The following is a 16,283-nucleotide window of genomic DNA, read 5'->3' on the forward strand; positions in this document are numbered from 1 at the left end:
GGAACTCGGAACAAAAATGCTTCCAATTGTTAATTCACTTGCTGACTTTGGTAACTACTATAAATCAATTATTGAACGGAATTAGGTACGTTAGTATTTGAAAAGCTCGAACAATTTCAGCTTTTTGAAACTGAGAAATCGGAATTTAACGCTTAACGAGGAGGAATAAACATGGCAAAAAAAGAAGAAAGATTTGAAGTTATATTTAGAGATGGAAGTTCGCTTAAGGACGAAGGGATTCGCCAAATTCTTGTAGATAAGGAGACTGGAGTTAATTATCTTTGTTGGAAATCTGGATACGGGGCTGGTATTACACCTCTTCTGGACTCTGAAGGAAAAGTCATAATTACAAAGTAAAATTCAGCGTTTTCAAGGGTTTGCAGAGAATTTAATAACAAAATATAACAGTTATTAAATCGCTTAAAACAGGTGAAATCTCAATCGGTATTTGACATAGGAGTGCGATTATATGAAAAAGAAAATTATTCTATCAATAGCATTTATTATCAGTTTATTACCAATGTTCCTTAATCAATATGGTGAGCTAAAAGGCGTACAGGAAATCACAGGTTTAATAAATTTGCTCAATCCCATTGGAATGGTGTCTGTTATTTTGTTTGCTGTGGGTGTATGGTTTCCCTTCAAGGAACAGGTTGTTGGCAAAAGTTTAGGTGCATTAGGCACAATTGGTATTGTTGTTTCTGAGATATATAAGTTCTTCACATGGCACGTAATGAATATAACGGGCGAAGTAAGTATCCATAAAAGCATTAGATTTGCATTCCCAGAGTTTTATATTGGTTTGATAATTTCTATTTTAATGGTGGTTACATATTTTGTTATCGACAAGAAAGTAAGTGCTACATCTGTTTCAAATTAACAGACAGATTTCAGTTTGTAGAATTCAAAAATTTAATATGAAATGTGAGATAGAGCGTATGGAAATTAACTATACGTTCTATTCTTTTTGCCTTTTTTGAAAAAAGTGATTAAAAAACTATTGACATTTTGTTACTGGAGGAGCGCAAAGATTCCTTCTGATACAAGCAAGTTCCCACCCCCTGCTTATTGCTTTTCGCAATTAAAGCAGGGGACTTACTTGACTTCGGCTAAAAAGATGGAATATAGTATATTGTCGCACATTGACACTTTACCATGATAAGGTTAAAATAAAGATAAATTATGCACTGCAAGAGAAATTGGACAGTTGCAATATTATTCTGAATTTCGGCGGTTTGCCGGGATTATTTGGACAGGAGCGAATATGTTATGATAGCAGAAAAAATGAAACCTTATGTAAAAAATAATTCAGCCATCCGTATGATGTTTGAGGAGGGAAATCGTCTCAGAGCCATTTACGGTGCGGACAAAGTTTATGATTTCAGTCTTGGGAATCCGAGCGTTCCGGCGCCGGAGTGTGTGAAGGAGGCTATTATTGATCTGGTGAATGAAGTGGAGCCGACAGTGCTGCATGGTTATATGAGTAATGCAGGATTTGAGGATGTGCGCCAGACGATTGCGGAATCTCTGAACCACCGCTTTGGAACTAAATTTGCAGCGAAGAATCTGATTATGACAGTTGGAGCAGCCAGTGGTCTGAATGTGATTTTTAAGACAATCCTGAATCCTGAGGAAGAAGTGATTGTTTTTGCACCGTACTTTCTGGAATATGGTGCATATGTGCGCAATTTTGATGGCAAGCTTGTGGAAATCTCTCCGGATACAACCACATTCCAACCGAATCTTGAGGAGTTTGAGCAGAAGATTACAGCAAAGACAAGAGCAGTGATCGTAAATACACCTCACAATCCCACTGGTGTTGTATATTCCGAAGAAACCATTAAGAAGCTGGCTGCAATTCTTGAGAAAAAGCAGCAGGAATTCGGCAGTGTGATTTATCTGATCTCTGATGAGCCATATAGAGAGCTGGCTTATGACGGTGTAGAGGTTCCGTATTTGACAAAATATTATGACAATACCATTGTTGGCTATTCTTACAGTAAATCTCTGTCCCTTCCGGGAGAGCGTATCGGTTATCTGGTAATTCCGGATGAAGCAGATGGCAGTGAAGAACTTATCACTGCTGCGGCTATTGCCAACCGTACTATCGGATGTGTCAACGCCCCATCCCTGATGCAGAAGGTGATTGCCAAATGTGTAGATGCAGAAGTGGATGTAGCTGCATATGACAAGAACCGTCTGGCATTATATAACGGACTGAAGGAATGCGGATTCGAGTGCATTAAACCGCAAGGCGCATTCTACCTCTTTGTGAAATCACCGGTAGCAGATGAAAAAGCGTTCTGCGAAGCTGGAAAGAAATATAATATTCTCATGGTTCCGGGAAGTTCCTTTGCCTGCCCGGGTTATGTGAGACTGGCTTATTGTGTATCTTATGATACTATTATTAATTCCCTGCCGGAGTTTAAGAAACTGGCAGAAGAGTTTGGACTGTGAAAACAGCGGGGATTGACATTGGGACAACAACGATAAGCGGTGTTGTTCTGGAAAAAGAGGAAAACGGACAGGCAAAGATTCTGGAGGCAAAAACTGTAGAGAACGGTTGCTTTATCGAAACCGGAAATGAATGGGAAAGAATACAGTATGCAAAAGAAATTGTAGAAAGAGCAGTGAATCTGCTGGATTATTTCCTGGAGAAGTATCCGCATGTTGAGCGGATTGGGCTCACAGGGCAGATGCATGGAATTGTCTATGTTGACAAAGAAGGAAATTGTGTCAGTCCGTTATATACATGGCAGGATGCCAGAGGAAGTATCTGCGATGGGGATCAGATTCCTTTAACAGAAGAAATCCGGGAAAGATGTCAAATCCATGCTGCTTCAGGATATGGGCTTGTTACACACATTTATAATATCAGGCATAATCTGGTTCCGGATTCGGCGTTGAGTTTCTGTACAATCATGGATTATTTTGGAATGTATTTAACGGGACGAAAAAAACCTCTGATACATGTAAGCAATGCAGCAGGTTTGGGATTCTTTGACAGTCGTAAGATGTGCTTTGAGAAAGAAAAACTGGCTGAAATGGGAGTGGACGTAAACTGGCTGCCGGATGTCTGTACGGAAATAGAAAAACTGGGTACATACAGAGGAAGGACAGTTACAACAGCAATCGGAGACAATCAGGCAAGCTTCCTTGGAGCAGCAGGTGATGAGGAGAATACATTACTGGTCAATATGGGAACCGGTGGACAGATTTCTGTTCTTTCCGGTCAGTATTTTTCGGGAGATGGAATTGAGGCGAGACCTTTCCTGAATGGGAAGTATCTGCTTGCGGGAGCATCTCTGTGTGGTGGCAAGGCGTATGCGCTCTTGGAACAGTTTTTCCGGAAAATTGTAAAAGAAGCGACCGGACAGGAGCAGCCATTATACAAAGTAATGGAAAAGATGGCAAGAACAGGGAGAGACCAGAATAGTGAAAGAACTGAAAGCCGAAAGATTAAAGTTGAAACAACATTTGATGGTACGCGGGTGAATCCGGAAAAAAGCGGCAGTATTACTCAGGTATATTCCGAAAACTTTACACCTGAAGATTTCTGCTATGGTGTTCTGAAGGGAATGAGCACAGAATTGTATCAGATGTATATGACTATTCAGAAAGGAACTGGTATAAAAATCAGACGCATGATTGGTTCAGGGAATGGACTGAGAAAAAATCCGGTACTGTGTGAAATTATTGCGGATATGTTCAAGGCAGAACTTGTTCTGGCAGAATGTGAAGAGGAAGCTGCGACAGGGGCAGCAATGAGTAGTAGTATGTATAACTATATCAATTCCCCCAGATAATAAAATGAAGCAGTGAAGCGGATTGTGAATAACCAATTGATTTTAATACTGGAATTTGAGGAAAGGGGCTGTCCTGAAAATAGACAGCTCCTTCTTTACTGTCCGATTTATTGTATGTTATTTTTCGACATGTTCAGATATATTTTGGAGCATGCCGGAAAATTTTATGAAAACTGCAAAAAAAATCAGGAAAAAAAAGACAGCATTTTAAACGCTATGGAAAAAATGCAATTTTTGAAAAAACAATTATTGTAATAATCTCCCGGACGTGACATAATAAGAATGGAAAAGTAAAAAGCAGGTTAAATTCTGATTAGAAACAGGTAAAATAACCTGCTTACATTATGCGCCGATTTTCTGAGATGAGGTGGGAAATCAGGCAGACGACAAAGGAGAAAATAATGGGAATTTTTTCAATGATATTGTCATTACTGAGCGGAGTAGCGTTATTCCTGTTCGGTATGTCATTGATGGGCGACGGCCTGAAAATGGTTGCCGGAAATAAGCTGGAAGCTTTCCTGTATCGAATGACAAACACACCGCTGAAGGGAGTTGCTCTGGGTACTGGTGTTACCAGCGTGATTCAGTCTTCTTCTGCCACAACCGTTATGGTCATTGGTTTTGTTAACTCAGGTATGATGAAACTGAAACAGGCCATCGGTATTATCATGGGAGCCAATATCGGAACCAGTATTACCGGATGGATCCTCTGTCTTTCTTATATTGACGGAAAGAACGGAATTGCGAAGATTTTATCTACAGCAACAATTTCAGCAGTAGTAGCGATTATTGGTATTATCCTTCGCATGGCATGTAAGCGTTCCGTGCATAAAAATATCGGTAATATCATGCTTGGTTTTGCAATCCTGATGACAGGTATGCAGACAATGAGCGGTGCTGTTTCACCACTGAAGGACAGCCCCACATTTACAAACATGCTGACAATGTTTTCCAACCCGCTGATAGGTATTCTGGTAGGTATTGCATTTACCGCAGTGCTGCAGAGTGCATCTGCCACAGTCGGTGTATTGCAGGCGTTATCTGTAACAGGTATCCTGACATTCTCCAGTGCATTCCCGATCGTTCTTGGTATCGGTGTAGGTGCTGCCTGTCCGGTTCTGATTTCAGCAATCGGTGCGAATAAGAATGGTAAACGTACAGCACTTGTTTATCTGATCAATGACCTGTTTGGTCTTATCCTCTGGTCAGTGATCTTCTACACTGTAAATGCTGTTGTGCATTTCGGATTTATGGATATGATTATGTCACCGGTTGCAATTGCTTTACTGAATACTGTATTCCGTGTAGCAACAGTATGTGTTCTTTTCCCGTTCATACCGAAGATCGAGCAGCTGGTGTGCTGGCTTGTAAAAGACAGTGCAGAGGAACTGGAAGATGAAGCAGACTTTGATCTTCTGGAAGAACGTCTTCTGAATTATCCGGCACTTGCTATTGGACAGTGTCATCGTGCCATGAGCGGTATGGCAAGGAAGCTTCGCAAGAATGTCAACCGTGCCATGAACCTTCTGAATGAATATCAGCAGGATAAATTTGATAAGGTACAGAGAAAAGAGAACCTGATCGATAAATACGAAAGCCGTCTTGGGGAATATCTGATGAAGCTCACAAAGCATGAGATGAACAGTGCCCAGACAAGGCAGGCATCCCTTTATCTTCATACCATCAATGACTTTGAGAGAATCGGTGACCATGCATCCTACATTGCCTATATGTCCAGTGAAATGCATGATAATCACACTAATTTCTCACAGGAAGCCTGGGATGAACTGAATGTAGTAATGGAAGCAGTTCGCGAGGAGATCAACCTTACCTGTCGTGCATTCCTCAATGATGACAAAGAGATGGCACAGAGAGTTGCACCGCTTGGAATGATTATCACATCCTTATGCAATGAGCTGAAGATGCATCATGTAGAGCGTCTGAGTAATGGCAACTGCGGACTGGAAGAGGGAACTGTATATACAGACATTCTCAACAGCTTCAACCGTATTGCAGCACATTGTGCAAGTGCAATGGTAGCTCTCCTTAAGAGTGGAGACGAGAATCCGGATATGCATATCCATGATTCCAAGATTTACCCATCTGACAGCGTGGAATATTATACATACTTCAAGGAATATCGCCAGAAGTATGAAATCGTAAAGAACGAGGAACACATGCGAAGCATGGAACCGGAAGAGGTAGAATAATACTTTTATACTACAAAGCAATAAATATATATGATATAATGACAGCAGATGATCTGGAAACGGATGTCTGCTGTTTTCTATTATATTACTGGGCATGCAAGATTGTAGGAATGATTTTTTGAATACGTTCCGGAGTGTGCAGACTGACGAGCCAGCAGGCAGGATCATTTTTGTAAATCAAATATATTCATTCAGGCAGAGATTCTTCCTGTAGACTGGATCAGTTATAGCAGGCGGAAATTGTGCAAACATAACACCCAAAGGAGGAAGTAATTATGTTATTCGACAGCAGAACAGTTTATCTCGGTGCATCCAGGGACAAATATGAGCAGTATTGTAAAGCCTTAGATTCAGAGAAAATCAAATACAAAACAAAGAGAGTTAACCACGAAGAAAAAATGATAGCCCCGGGCAGGGGAACTGCCCGCAGCATGGGTGGGAACTTCGGAACAGATAAAACATTGTATGAAATCATGGTCGGAGAGAAAGATTACGACAATGTAATGGAGATTCTGACAGCACTGAAGTAGACGGAATCTATCCTGAAGAAGAAAGTATGCAAAAAAGTGTGCAAGATAATGTGCAAGATAACGGAAATCCTGGAGGTGTTTTGTGGGAGAATATAAACCGCCATTTACAATAACAAATGAGATATTATCATATGTGTCTTCAATTTCTGAAAAAATAGGGCGAATCACGGCAATCAGAAGTCTGGAAACAAAACCGCACCTGAGAAAGAATAACCGAATTAAATCTATTCATTCATCTTTAAAAATAGAAGCGAATTCTCTTTCTCTGGGGCAGGTTAGGGATGTAATTAATGGCAGGCTTGTACTGGGGGAACAGAAAGAAATACAGGAAGTTAAAAATGCATATGCGGCGTATGAAAGCCTTTCGGAAATTAATCCCTATAGTATAAAAGATTTAAAGAAATTTCATGGGATTATGACAAAATATCTTGTGGAAGAATGTGGGGAGTTTCGCCATGGAGAAGAGGGAGTCTTTAATGGAGATGAATGTATTTTTATGGCACCTCCGGCGCAATTTGTACCGCAGCTTATGGATGAACTGTTTGAATGGATGAAGAAATCAAGGAATAGTGTTCATCCATTGATTATGAGCAGTGTATTTCATTATGAGTTTGTCTTTATTCATCCATTTGCTGATGGTAATGGAAGAATGGCAAGATTATGGCACACTGCGATTTTGTCTAAATGGAAACCTGTATTTGAGTATATTCCAATCGAAAGCCAGATTGAAAAATTTCAGGATGAATATTATGATGCGATTGCCAGATGTCATGTTTCGGGAGAATCTACCATTTTTATAGAGTTTATGTTGTCGCAGATAGACAGGATTTTGGAAGATATTTCGCTTCAGATGAATGAAGAAAATGAGCAGTTTTCAGAAACTGTCAGGAAAATGCTTGAAATCATGGAGTATGATACGCCTTATACAAGAAAAACACTTATGGAAAAACTGGGGTTAAAGTCCAGAGATGGATTCCGCAGAAATTATTTGCAACCCGCACTTGAGATGAATTTGATCCAAATGACATTACCAGATAAACCGAATAGCAGAAATCAGCGATATATGAAAGTATGAATAGCAGGAAGCTTATCTGATTTATAGCAATCTATAGCAATTCCATAAAATACTGCAAGCAATCCAGCCCATCATAGTGTGAAGTCCTGCATCAGATATCTTTCTTGTCTTTCGCACTCTGCTGAACTGTCTTGATTGCATTATTTATAAGAATTGCTATAGTTAAATGGATTGAATAAATTTCTCTACATAATGCAGAGCCGCTCCGATTGCCGGTGTATATTGTCCGTTGGTACCGACCAGAATCTGTGTTTTATTCAGTATGAATGGGGCGGCTGTATGGAGATGTTCTGTCAGATATTCAATATCTTCTTCTGTAAAATAAGGTGCCAGATATCCGCTGAGGATGATCGGTGCATCGATAACAAGGTTAAGATTCTTCATGGCAAATGCCAGATGGTTTAAAAAATCTTTCCAGATCTGTATGATCTGGGGAGATTTTTTTTCGCGCAGAAGAGGGAAAAATTCTTTGGCAGGCATATCTGCAGCCTGTTCCAGTGCATTGGCAGAACAGTAGGTTTCCAGGCAGCCACGGCTGCCGCAGTAGCAAAGTGGGCCGTCGGGATTAATACATATATGTTCAAGAGTTCCGCTGTGCATGGAGATCCCCTGATGAATCTGATGATTGGTAATGATGCCGCCGCCCAGATTTCGGTTCAGCAGGATGATAACAGCACTGTCAAGCTCCGGATGATTCCATAATTCAAGGAATGCAGCTGATTTCGAATCATGTTCCAGATAACAGGGATATGGAAGATATCTGGAAAAATCATCCAGTTTCATGCCTGCGTTATTCATGATATCTCCATATAGTACAGTGGTATGATCCGGGGATGTGATACCCTGTGTGGCAATGGAGATGCCAAGAACTTTGTCATTGTCATACTGGCGCGATGAGATGAATTCTTTTACTGCGTCAGTAACTTGTTTATAGTAATCCGGTGTGTTGGAATATGGAAGCGGAATGGTATCCGTATAGAAAGCATTTCCATATAAATCTACAGCAGTAATATGAAACATCCCTTTTAAAATACCGATGCCAATGGAAATTTTAAAATCTGATACAATCTGAAGGGCGTTTGCCTTTCTTCCACCGGTGGATTCAAAGAAACCATTTTTTTCAATAAGACCTTCCTGTTCCAGAAGATTCAGGTTCTGACTGACAGTGGATAAACCCATCTGCAGTTCCTGAACGATCTGCAGCTTGGAGGTCGTTTTTTTTCTGTAAATGTACTGGTAAACCTTTGATTTATTTATTTTCTTGAGACTAATGTTGGTCAATCCCTTTTCACTCATAATATTCTCCTGATTATGTTACAAGATAATGTTAAGTTTCAGTTTTATTGTAGCATAGAACGAAAAAAAAACAATAAAAATATCCGGCACGATCAGCAACATCAATTTGTCAGCACACTATAGTAAAATAGACAAAAAAGTTGTTTGAAAATTAGAATTTCTGTCAATGGATTTTTTAAAAGAAAAGATATATACTCAACTTACAGTTAAGATATAAACGTAAGTAAAGAACATAACAACAAACAATAAGTATCGAATAAGACAAACAAGGAGGATATAACATGAAATTATCAATCAATGGAATCAAGGAACAGGAAGCATGGAAAAAGGCAGGAATCGCTCTTCCGGGTTATGATGTAGAGGCTGCCTCTGAGAATGCAAAGGAGAATCCGGTATGGGTTCACTTTGGTATCGGAAATATTTTCCGTGTGTTTATCGGTGGAATTGCAGATGGTCTTCTGGAAGAGGGAGTTCTGGATCGTGGGATTACCTGTGTGGAAACCTTTGATTATGATGTAGCAGACAAGATTTATGATCCATATGACAATCTGGGATTAAGCGTGATCCTGCATGGGGATGGAACCCGTGAGTATAAAGTAGTCGGAGCTTTTGCAGAAGCAGTGAAGGCACAGTCTTCTAATGTAGCACAGTGGAAACGCCTGAAAGAAATCTTCACAAGCAAATCCCTGCAGATGGTTTCCTTTACGATCACAGAGAAAGGCTATGCATTACAGAAAGCTGACGGAACATGGTTCCCGTTTGTAGAGGCAGATATCAAGAATGGTCCGGATAAAGCAGTTGGTGCCATGGCAGTTCTGGTTGCAATGCTTTATGAAAGATATAAAGCAGGAAAATATCCCATCGCACTGGTTTCCATGGATAACTGCTCACAGAACGGTGCAAAGCTTCGTGAGTCAGTACTGACAATGACAGAAGAGTGGAAGAAAGCCGGATTTGTTGATGAGGGATTTGTAAACTATGTAAGCGATGAGAAAGTAGTTGCTTTTCCATGGACAATGATCGATAAGATCACACCTCGTCCAAGCGAGCAGATTGCAGCAGATCTTGAGAATCTGGGTGTTGAGAACATGCAGCCGGTGATCACAGGTAAGAAGACATACATTGCACCATTTGTCAATGCTGAGAAACCACAGTATCTTGTAATAGAGGACAGCTTCCCTAACGGACGTCCGGCTCTGGAAAAAGGTTTCGGTGTATATATGGCAGACAGAAATACAGTTAACCTTTCTGAACGTATGAAAGTAACCGTATGTCTGAATCCGGTTCATTCTGCTACAGGTCCGCTGGGAGTAGTTCTTGGATATGAGCTGTTTGCGCATATGCTTAATACAAATGAAGATATGATGAAAATGGCACGTATGATTGCTTATGATGAAGGTCTTCCGGTAGTTGCTGACCCTGGAATCCTTTCGCCTCAGGCATTTGTGGATGAGCTTTTTAATGATCGTTTTCCAAATGAATATCTGGGAGACACCAACCTTCGTCTGGCAGTAGATGTATCTCAGATGGTTGGCATCCGTTTCGGCGAAACAATCAAAGCATATGTACAGAAATTCGGAGATGCTTCCAGACTGACAGCTATTCCGCTGGGAATTGCAGGATGGCTCAGATATATGCTTGGTGTAGATGATGAAGGAAATAAATTTGAACTTGCACCGGATCCAATGAATGAGGAACTGCAGGAACAATTTAAGGATATTGTAGTAGGTAAACCTGAAACACTCAAAGATCAGTTAAAACCAATTCTTTCCAATGAGCGTCTGTTCTTCACTGACCTTTACAAAGACGGTGTGGGAGAGAAGGTTGAGGATATGTTCCGTGAGATGATTGCAGGACCTGGAGCTGTAAGAGCAACAATACATAAATATGTTGGATGATTTTCATCAGATGGATATTATAACTGACTTTCAGGAGGAAAATGAAAATGAATTTAAAAAAACAGCATATTGGAATTCCGACCAATGATATTGTTCATTTTCTTCCCTTCTGGGAAAACGGGGTAAAGTTTTTTACAATTGAGGGACCGAATAAAGAGAAGGTTGAGTTCAGTCAGTACTTATAAAGTCAGGCGGTTAAATTCAGCGAGAAAAAGCATCTGTCAAAGCAGGTGCTTTTTGTTTTCAATATTTTATTGAGAAAAGCCTGAGAAAAGTTTAAAATAGAAAATAATAAAAAATAAACGAAAGGAGTTTTTATCATGAGTAAACGAACAGAAAGAATGAGCCGGAGTGCAGCTGAGAGAATCAACCGCAAAGATACCGTGATCAGACAGAATAATGCAGAACTCGAGGAACTGAGGAGTCAGTATGAGAATCTGGATATCTGTGAGGAGGATAAGCAGGTGATTGATGATTATATTGCCTGCAAAGATGCCAGAGCTGACAGGATGGCAGAGAAACTCTATGAAAAGGGACGAAAAGATGTAAAGAGATGTATCCGCATCCGAAAACTGATCCGCAGATGCATGATCCTGTCTGCCATTGTTACGGTGGTACTGATTCAGTATAATAAGAATGAGAAGCTGAGAGAAAGTCTGGAAGAGCTGCTGAAAATGTTCCGGGATAGAACTGTAAATGAATCAGAGGAAGATTTTTAAAATGTTTTACCGAATTCGGTTACGGTAGAACGAATGTGCTTATGTATCAGTTGGAAGGAATAAGCAATATAAATAATGCAGACAAAAATGTATTTTCGGAATTAAAAAAAATCTTCTTACAAAAGCAGAAACAAGGAAGACTCTAAGAGTGCATAAAACCAAAAAGGAGCAAGACAGCATGGGAACACAAAGATACTCAATTCTGTACAGCAGTAAAACAGGAAATACAAAAAAACTTGCGGAGAAGATCAGGGAGGTACTGCCTGAGGAAAACTGTGATTATTTTGGAACAGAAGGAGCGAAGGCTCTCTCTTCCGACATATTATACATTGGATTCTGGACAGATATAGGGAATGCAGATCCTGCAACACTTGAACTGTTAAAGAGTCTGAAAAACAAGAAGATCTTTCTGTTTGGAACAGCAGGTTTCGGAGGCAGTGAAGCCTATTTCCAGCAGGTTCTCGGGAAAGTTAAAGAATCTGTGGATGAGAGTAATACAGTAATCGGAGAATTTATGTGTCAGGGGAAAATGCCCCAGTCAGTTAGGGACAGATACGTAAAGATGAAAGAGAAGCCGGATCATGCGCCGAACCTGGATGAACTGATCCAGAATTTTGACAGGGCGTTATCTCATCCTGATAATGAGGATCTGGAGAGACTTGAAGAAATAATCAGAAGAGACCTGGAAAAATAATTAAGTCTTGACTAACAGAGGGAACTGCGGTATAGTGCTCGTTACTAAAAAAGGTAATTCATAAATTTTTATAAATTTTCACGAAAGAGAGGTAACGAGACATGACATTTTATCAGGAATTACAATTGAGTTCGACCGGCTCCAAACAGCTGATCAGAAGCACCACAGATCCCAAAGAGAAAAGACGGCACATTTTAATCTATAATTTTAAAGTGTATCTGGTTATGGCTTTTTGCGTAGCAGTGGTGAGCATGTACAGTAAGCTTACAGGGAGCAGCAACAGTGTAGTTGGTGTTACTGTTCTGTTGGCAGTGCTTGTGCTGCGGCAGGCAGATTTCGGGATCAGGACAACACATGGACTGCTTTCCATTGCAGGGATCTTCGGTATTCTTATGGCAGGACCCCGTCTGGCAAATATAGTGCCTCCGTTAGCCGCGTTTGCAGTGAATGCTGTGTGTATTTTACTGCTGATGATACTGGGCTGTCATAATGTGATCATGTACAATCATTCTACCTTTGTTCTGGGCTATTTGCTGCTTCTGGGCTATGATGTGACAGGAAAGGAATACACCTTCCGTGTGATCGGCTTGTTGGTGGGAATGGTGATCTGTATGATCGTCTTCTATAAGAACCAGAGAAACAGAGCCTATCGAAGAACCTTCCTGGATTTGTTCCGGGAATTTGATCTTAAGTCAGCAAGAAGCAGATGGTATGTGAAACTGACACTGATTGTATCCAGCGCAATGCTGTTTATGAATCTTCTGGGACTTCCCAGAGCAATGTGGGCAGGAATCGCCTGTATGTCCGTATGTCTGCCTTTTACAGAGGACTGTATCCCAAGGTCTGTGAGCAGAGGAATGTTTAATGTTGTGGGCTGTCTGCTGTTTATTGTGCTGTATCTGGTACTTCCTAAATCCATGTATCCGTATATTGGAATGATCGGAGGGATCGGAGTTGGATATTCAGCAGGATATCCGTGGCAGACTGCATTTAATACATTTGGAGCGTTGTCTATTGCAGCAGGGATCTTCGGAATGCCGGCAGCAATAGCACTTCGTATAGGCGCCAATGTTCTGGGAGCAGCTTATACGGTAATCTGCAATAAAGTAACAGATAAAGTAGCAGAGTATATAGGCACAAATAAATGTGCAGAAAATCTTTCCTGACTGAAACTGCGGAGCGGTTATAAGCAAGTAAAAAAGCGGATGATTTTATCCGTCTGATATGTGTTCTGGGAATAGAGTGAATATTAACGTACAATGACAGAGGGAGAGAGAAAGAATATGAAACAGGATACCCTGGAAGGCAGGGCGAAAACGAAAAATGGTGTAAAACGATTATGCTTTTCCGCAGTATGTATTTTACTGGAAGCAGCTTTTATCATTGCTATGATCACAAAGCTGAATCAATATGCGGAGATTATCAATCTGATGACAAGGCTTCTTGCAGGTGTACTGGTTCTTAAGCTGTATGCGTCAGACCAGACTTCATCTATGAAAATGCCCTGGGTTATTTTAATCCTTGTATTCCCTATCCTGGGAGTGGGATTGTACTTACTGATTGGTCTCAATGGCGGTACCCGTAAAATGCGGGAGCGTTATGACCAGATCGACAGGGAACTTCTGCCGTTGCTTCCCAATGACAGTGAGTGCAGGGAAACGCTTGGCAGGAAAATCCCGAAGGCAGGCAATATTTCTGATTATATACAGAAAAATGCCTCCTATCCGGTCTATCAGAATACAGATGTTATTTATTATGATGAGGCAGTCAAAGGGCTGGAGGCTCAGCTGGCAGATCTGGCAAAGGCAGAGAAATTCATTTTTATGGAATATCATGCCATTGAGGATGCACAGGCCTGGCATAAAATCCAGAGAGTTCTGGAAGACCGCGTAAAGGCAGGCGTAGAAGTCAGAGTATTTTATGACGACATGGGTTCCATTGGGTTTATCAATACAGACTTCATTAAGAAAATGGAAAATGTGGGAATCCATTGCAGAGTGTTCAACCCTTTTACTCCGGGTCTGAATGTGTTCCTGAATAACCGGGATCACCGCAAGATCACAGTGATCGATGGAAAAGTGGGATTTACCGGCGGTTACAACCTTGCCAACGAATATTTTAATTTCACACATCCTTATGGACAGTGGAAGGATACAGGTATCCGTCTGGAGGGGGAGGCAGTCCGTTCCCTAACAGTAACATTCTTGGAGATGTGGAATGCTGTCAGTGATAAGGATAAAAATGACAGTGATTTTACCGGATTTCTGGTTCAGACAGATTATCAGGCAAAGCAGACAGGCTTTATCCAGCCTTATGCGGACAGTCCTATGGACCATGAACAGGTAGGCGAAGAGGTGTATATCAGTATGGTGAACAAAGCAGAAAAATATTGCTGGTTTATGACTCCGTACCTGATCATCACAGATGAAATGAGCCATGCTCTGTGTCTGGCTGCCAAGCGCGGGGTAGACGTGAGAATCATCACACCTGGTATTCCGGATAAAAAGATGATCTACAATATCACACGATCCTTTTACCATGGACTGGTGAAGCATGGAGTGCGTATCTATGAATGGACACCTGGTTTCTGTCATGCAAAGATAAGTGTGGCAGATGACTGTATGGCAACCTGCGGAACCATAAATCTGGATTACAGAAGTCTGTATCATCATTTTGAAAACGGCTGCTTTATGGCAGACTGCCAGGCAGTTCTGGATATCCGAAATGATCTTGCAGCAACAATGGATGAATGCCGTGAAGTCACAGAACAGTACAGTACCGGACGCAGCGCATATCTGCGATTGGGACAGCTGTTTATGAGGTTATTTGCGGGATTATTATAACACTTGGAAAAAAGCAGAATATCGTGTACAATGGAATGGGGAACAGCAAAACTATTATAAATATGGGAGGAATTTTAACTATGGATCTTTCAACCTTAGTAAAAATGTCAAATACTTATGGAAGCAACCCTGCCTATGTTCTTGCAGGCGGTGGCAATACTTCTGTAAAAGATGACACCACATTGTATGTAAAAGGCTCCGGTACACAGCTTGCCACAATTAAGGCAGAGGAATTTGTGGAAATGAGCAGAGCACGTTTGAATGAGATCATGAAAACAGATTATCCGGAAGACGATGTCAAACGTGAATCGCTGTATCTTGCAGATGTTATGGCTGCAGTAACAGATGCTGACAAAACAAAACGTCCAAGTGTAGAAGCACTGCTTCATAACTTATTTGCCTATACTTATGTACTGCATGTTCATCCTACACTTGTCAATGGACTGACCTGCGGAAAAGGCGCAAAGGAACTCAGCGAACAGCTCCTTGGAAAAGATGTACTCTGGATCGATATCTGCAAACCCGGATATACGCTTGCACGTATCTGCTATGAGAAAATGAATGCTTATAAAGAAGAATACGGAAAAGATGTTCAGGTTCTTCTGCTCCAGAATCATGGAATTTTCGTTGCAGCAAATACTGTAGAGGAAATTGGAGCATTATTTGACGGCGTGAGCAGTAAATTAGAGAAACAGGTAAAGAGAACTGCTGATGTCAGTGATGCTGTTACATCTGAAAAAGAACAGGCAGCAGAGAAGCTTTCCCGGTTACTGGGACATGCAGTAGAAGTTGTACCTGTAGCAGAAGCTGATCATTTTGTAAAAGATAAAGCAGCGGCTGCACCGCTTCTGAAGCCGTTTACACCGGATCACATTGTATATTGCGGACCATATCCGTTATTTGTAGAGGATATTGACCAGGCAAAAGCTGCGCTGGATGCATTTATGGCAGAGAATGACAAAGAGCCAAGACTGATCCTGGTACAGGGAGTCGGTGCCTTTATCATGGAAGATGATAAGGGAAAAGCTGCAAAAGCACAGCTTCTTGTAAAAGATGCCATTAAGCTTGCAGTATATGCAGAAAGCTTTGGCGGTCCGCTTCATATGACGGATGATATTACATACTTTATCACACATTGGGAAGCAGAAGCATATCGCAGTAAGAAATAATATAATAAGGGGCTGTCTTTTTTTGACAGCCCCATTTTGTTGG

15 protein-coding genes and 2 pseudogenes are annotated in these 16,283 nt (G+C 41.0%); 16 read left to right on the top strand and 1 reads right to left on the bottom strand.

Features of this window, described 5'->3' with window-relative positions; genetic code table 11:
• From ACESZG_RS07105 to ACESZG_RS07145, 9 genes and pseudogenes are all read left to right on the top strand, one after another.
• Positions 1-85, top strand: a pseudogene (locus ACESZG_RS07105) (transcriptional regulator); the annotation flags it as partial.
• 86 nt (positions 86-171) lie between these two features.
• Entirely contained in the window at positions 172-357 is a 186-nt protein-coding gene (locus ACESZG_RS07110; RefSeq protein WP_019161960.1) for a DUF6440 family protein, read from the top strand.
• A 112-nt stretch (positions 358-469) separates the two neighbouring features.
• Entirely contained in the window at positions 470-880 is a 411-nt protein-coding gene (locus tag ACESZG_RS07115) for a hypothetical protein (protein WP_055053782.1), read from the top strand.
• 389 nt (positions 881-1,269) lie between these two features.
• Positions 1,270-2,457, top strand: coding sequence for a pyridoxal phosphate-dependent aminotransferase (locus tag ACESZG_RS07120; RefSeq protein ID WP_022380876.1), 1,188 nt, complete (start codon positions 1,270-1,272; stop codon positions 2,455-2,457).
• Entirely contained in the window at positions 2,454-3,806 is a 1,353-nt protein-coding gene (locus tag ACESZG_RS07125; protein WP_173698412.1) for a sedoheptulokinase, read from the top strand. The genes ACESZG_RS07120 and ACESZG_RS07125 overlap by 4 nt, the downstream gene beginning before the upstream one ends.
• A gap of 24 nt (positions 3,807-3,830) precedes the next feature.
• Positions 3,831-4,061, top strand: coding sequence for a hypothetical protein (locus tag ACESZG_RS07130; RefSeq protein ID WP_161275851.1), 231 nt, complete (start codon positions 3,831-3,833; stop codon positions 4,059-4,061).
• Between the two features lie 146 nt (positions 4,062-4,207).
• Entirely contained in the window at positions 4,208-6,016 is a 1,809-nt protein-coding gene (locus tag ACESZG_RS07135; RefSeq protein WP_008706243.1) for a Na/Pi cotransporter family protein, read from the top strand.
• Positions 6,017-6,291: 275 nt separating this feature from the next.
• Entirely contained in the window at positions 6,292-6,546 is a 255-nt protein-coding gene (locus ACESZG_RS07140; RefSeq protein WP_119245984.1) for a hypothetical protein, read from the top strand.
• Positions 6,547-6,628: 82 nt separating this feature from the next.
• Entirely contained in the window at positions 6,629-7,621 is a 993-nt protein-coding gene (locus ACESZG_RS07145; protein ID WP_119245985.1) for a Fic family protein, read from the top strand.
• Positions 7,622-7,783: 162 nt separating this feature from the next.
• Here ACESZG_RS07145 and ACESZG_RS07150 read toward each other — a convergent pair whose 3' ends face one another.
• On the bottom strand, positions 7,784-8,917 hold the full coding sequence (locus ACESZG_RS07150) for an ROK family transcriptional regulator (protein ID WP_177975649.1): 1,134 nt from the start codon (positions 8,915-8,917) through the stop codon (positions 7,784-7,786).
• Between the two features lie 281 nt (positions 8,918-9,198).
• Between ACESZG_RS07150 and ACESZG_RS07155 the strand changes: the two genes are divergently transcribed.
• The 7 genes and pseudogenes from ACESZG_RS07155 to ACESZG_RS07185 all read left to right on the top strand — a co-directional run bounded on the left by ACESZG_RS07155 (position 9,199) and on the right by ACESZG_RS07185 (position 16,240).
• Positions 9,199-10,815: a mannitol dehydrogenase family protein gene (locus ACESZG_RS07155; RefSeq protein WP_195303483.1), complete on the top strand. Its 1,617-nt coding sequence runs from the start codon at positions 9,199-9,201 to the stop codon at positions 10,813-10,815.
• Positions 10,816-10,895: 80 nt separating this feature from the next.
• Positions 10,896-11,000: pseudogene (locus ACESZG_RS07160) on the top strand (VOC family protein); the annotation flags it as partial.
• Positions 11,001-11,135: 135 nt separating this feature from the next.
• The gene (locus tag ACESZG_RS07165) at positions 11,136-11,534 is read left to right on the top strand and encodes a hypothetical protein (protein ID WP_055057898.1); all 399 of its coding nucleotides are present in this window, start codon (positions 11,136-11,138) and stop codon (positions 11,532-11,534) included.
• Positions 11,535-11,712: 178 nt separating this feature from the next.
• Positions 11,713-12,228: a flavodoxin family protein BilS gene (gene bilS, locus ACESZG_RS07170; protein ID WP_173701999.1), complete on the top strand. Its 516-nt coding sequence runs from the start codon at positions 11,713-11,715 to the stop codon at positions 12,226-12,228.
• Positions 12,229-12,329: 101 nt separating this feature from the next.
• On the top strand, positions 12,330-13,394 hold the full coding sequence (locus ACESZG_RS07175) for an FUSC family protein (protein ID WP_008706250.1): 1,065 nt from the start codon (positions 12,330-12,332) through the stop codon (positions 13,392-13,394).
• A 117-nt stretch (positions 13,395-13,511) separates the two neighbouring features.
• The gene (cls, locus tag ACESZG_RS07180) at positions 13,512-15,071 is read left to right on the top strand and encodes a cardiolipin synthase (RefSeq protein WP_025579271.1); all 1,560 of its coding nucleotides are present in this window, start codon (positions 13,512-13,514) and stop codon (positions 15,069-15,071) included.
• A gap of 80 nt (positions 15,072-15,151) precedes the next feature.
• Positions 15,152-16,240 carry a class II aldolase/adducin family protein gene (locus ACESZG_RS07185; RefSeq protein WP_173702001.1) on the top strand — a complete coding sequence of 363 codons (1,089 nt, stop codon included), beginning with the start codon at positions 15,152-15,154 and terminating at the stop codon, positions 16,238-16,240.
• Positions 16,241-16,283: the final 43 nt, after the last annotated feature.

The sequence above is a fragment of the Blautia sp. Marseille-P2398 genome, from assembly GCF_964240315.1.
Taxonomy (GTDB): Bacteria; Bacillota; Clostridia; order Lachnospirales; family Lachnospiraceae; genus Blautia_A; species Blautia_A wexlerae.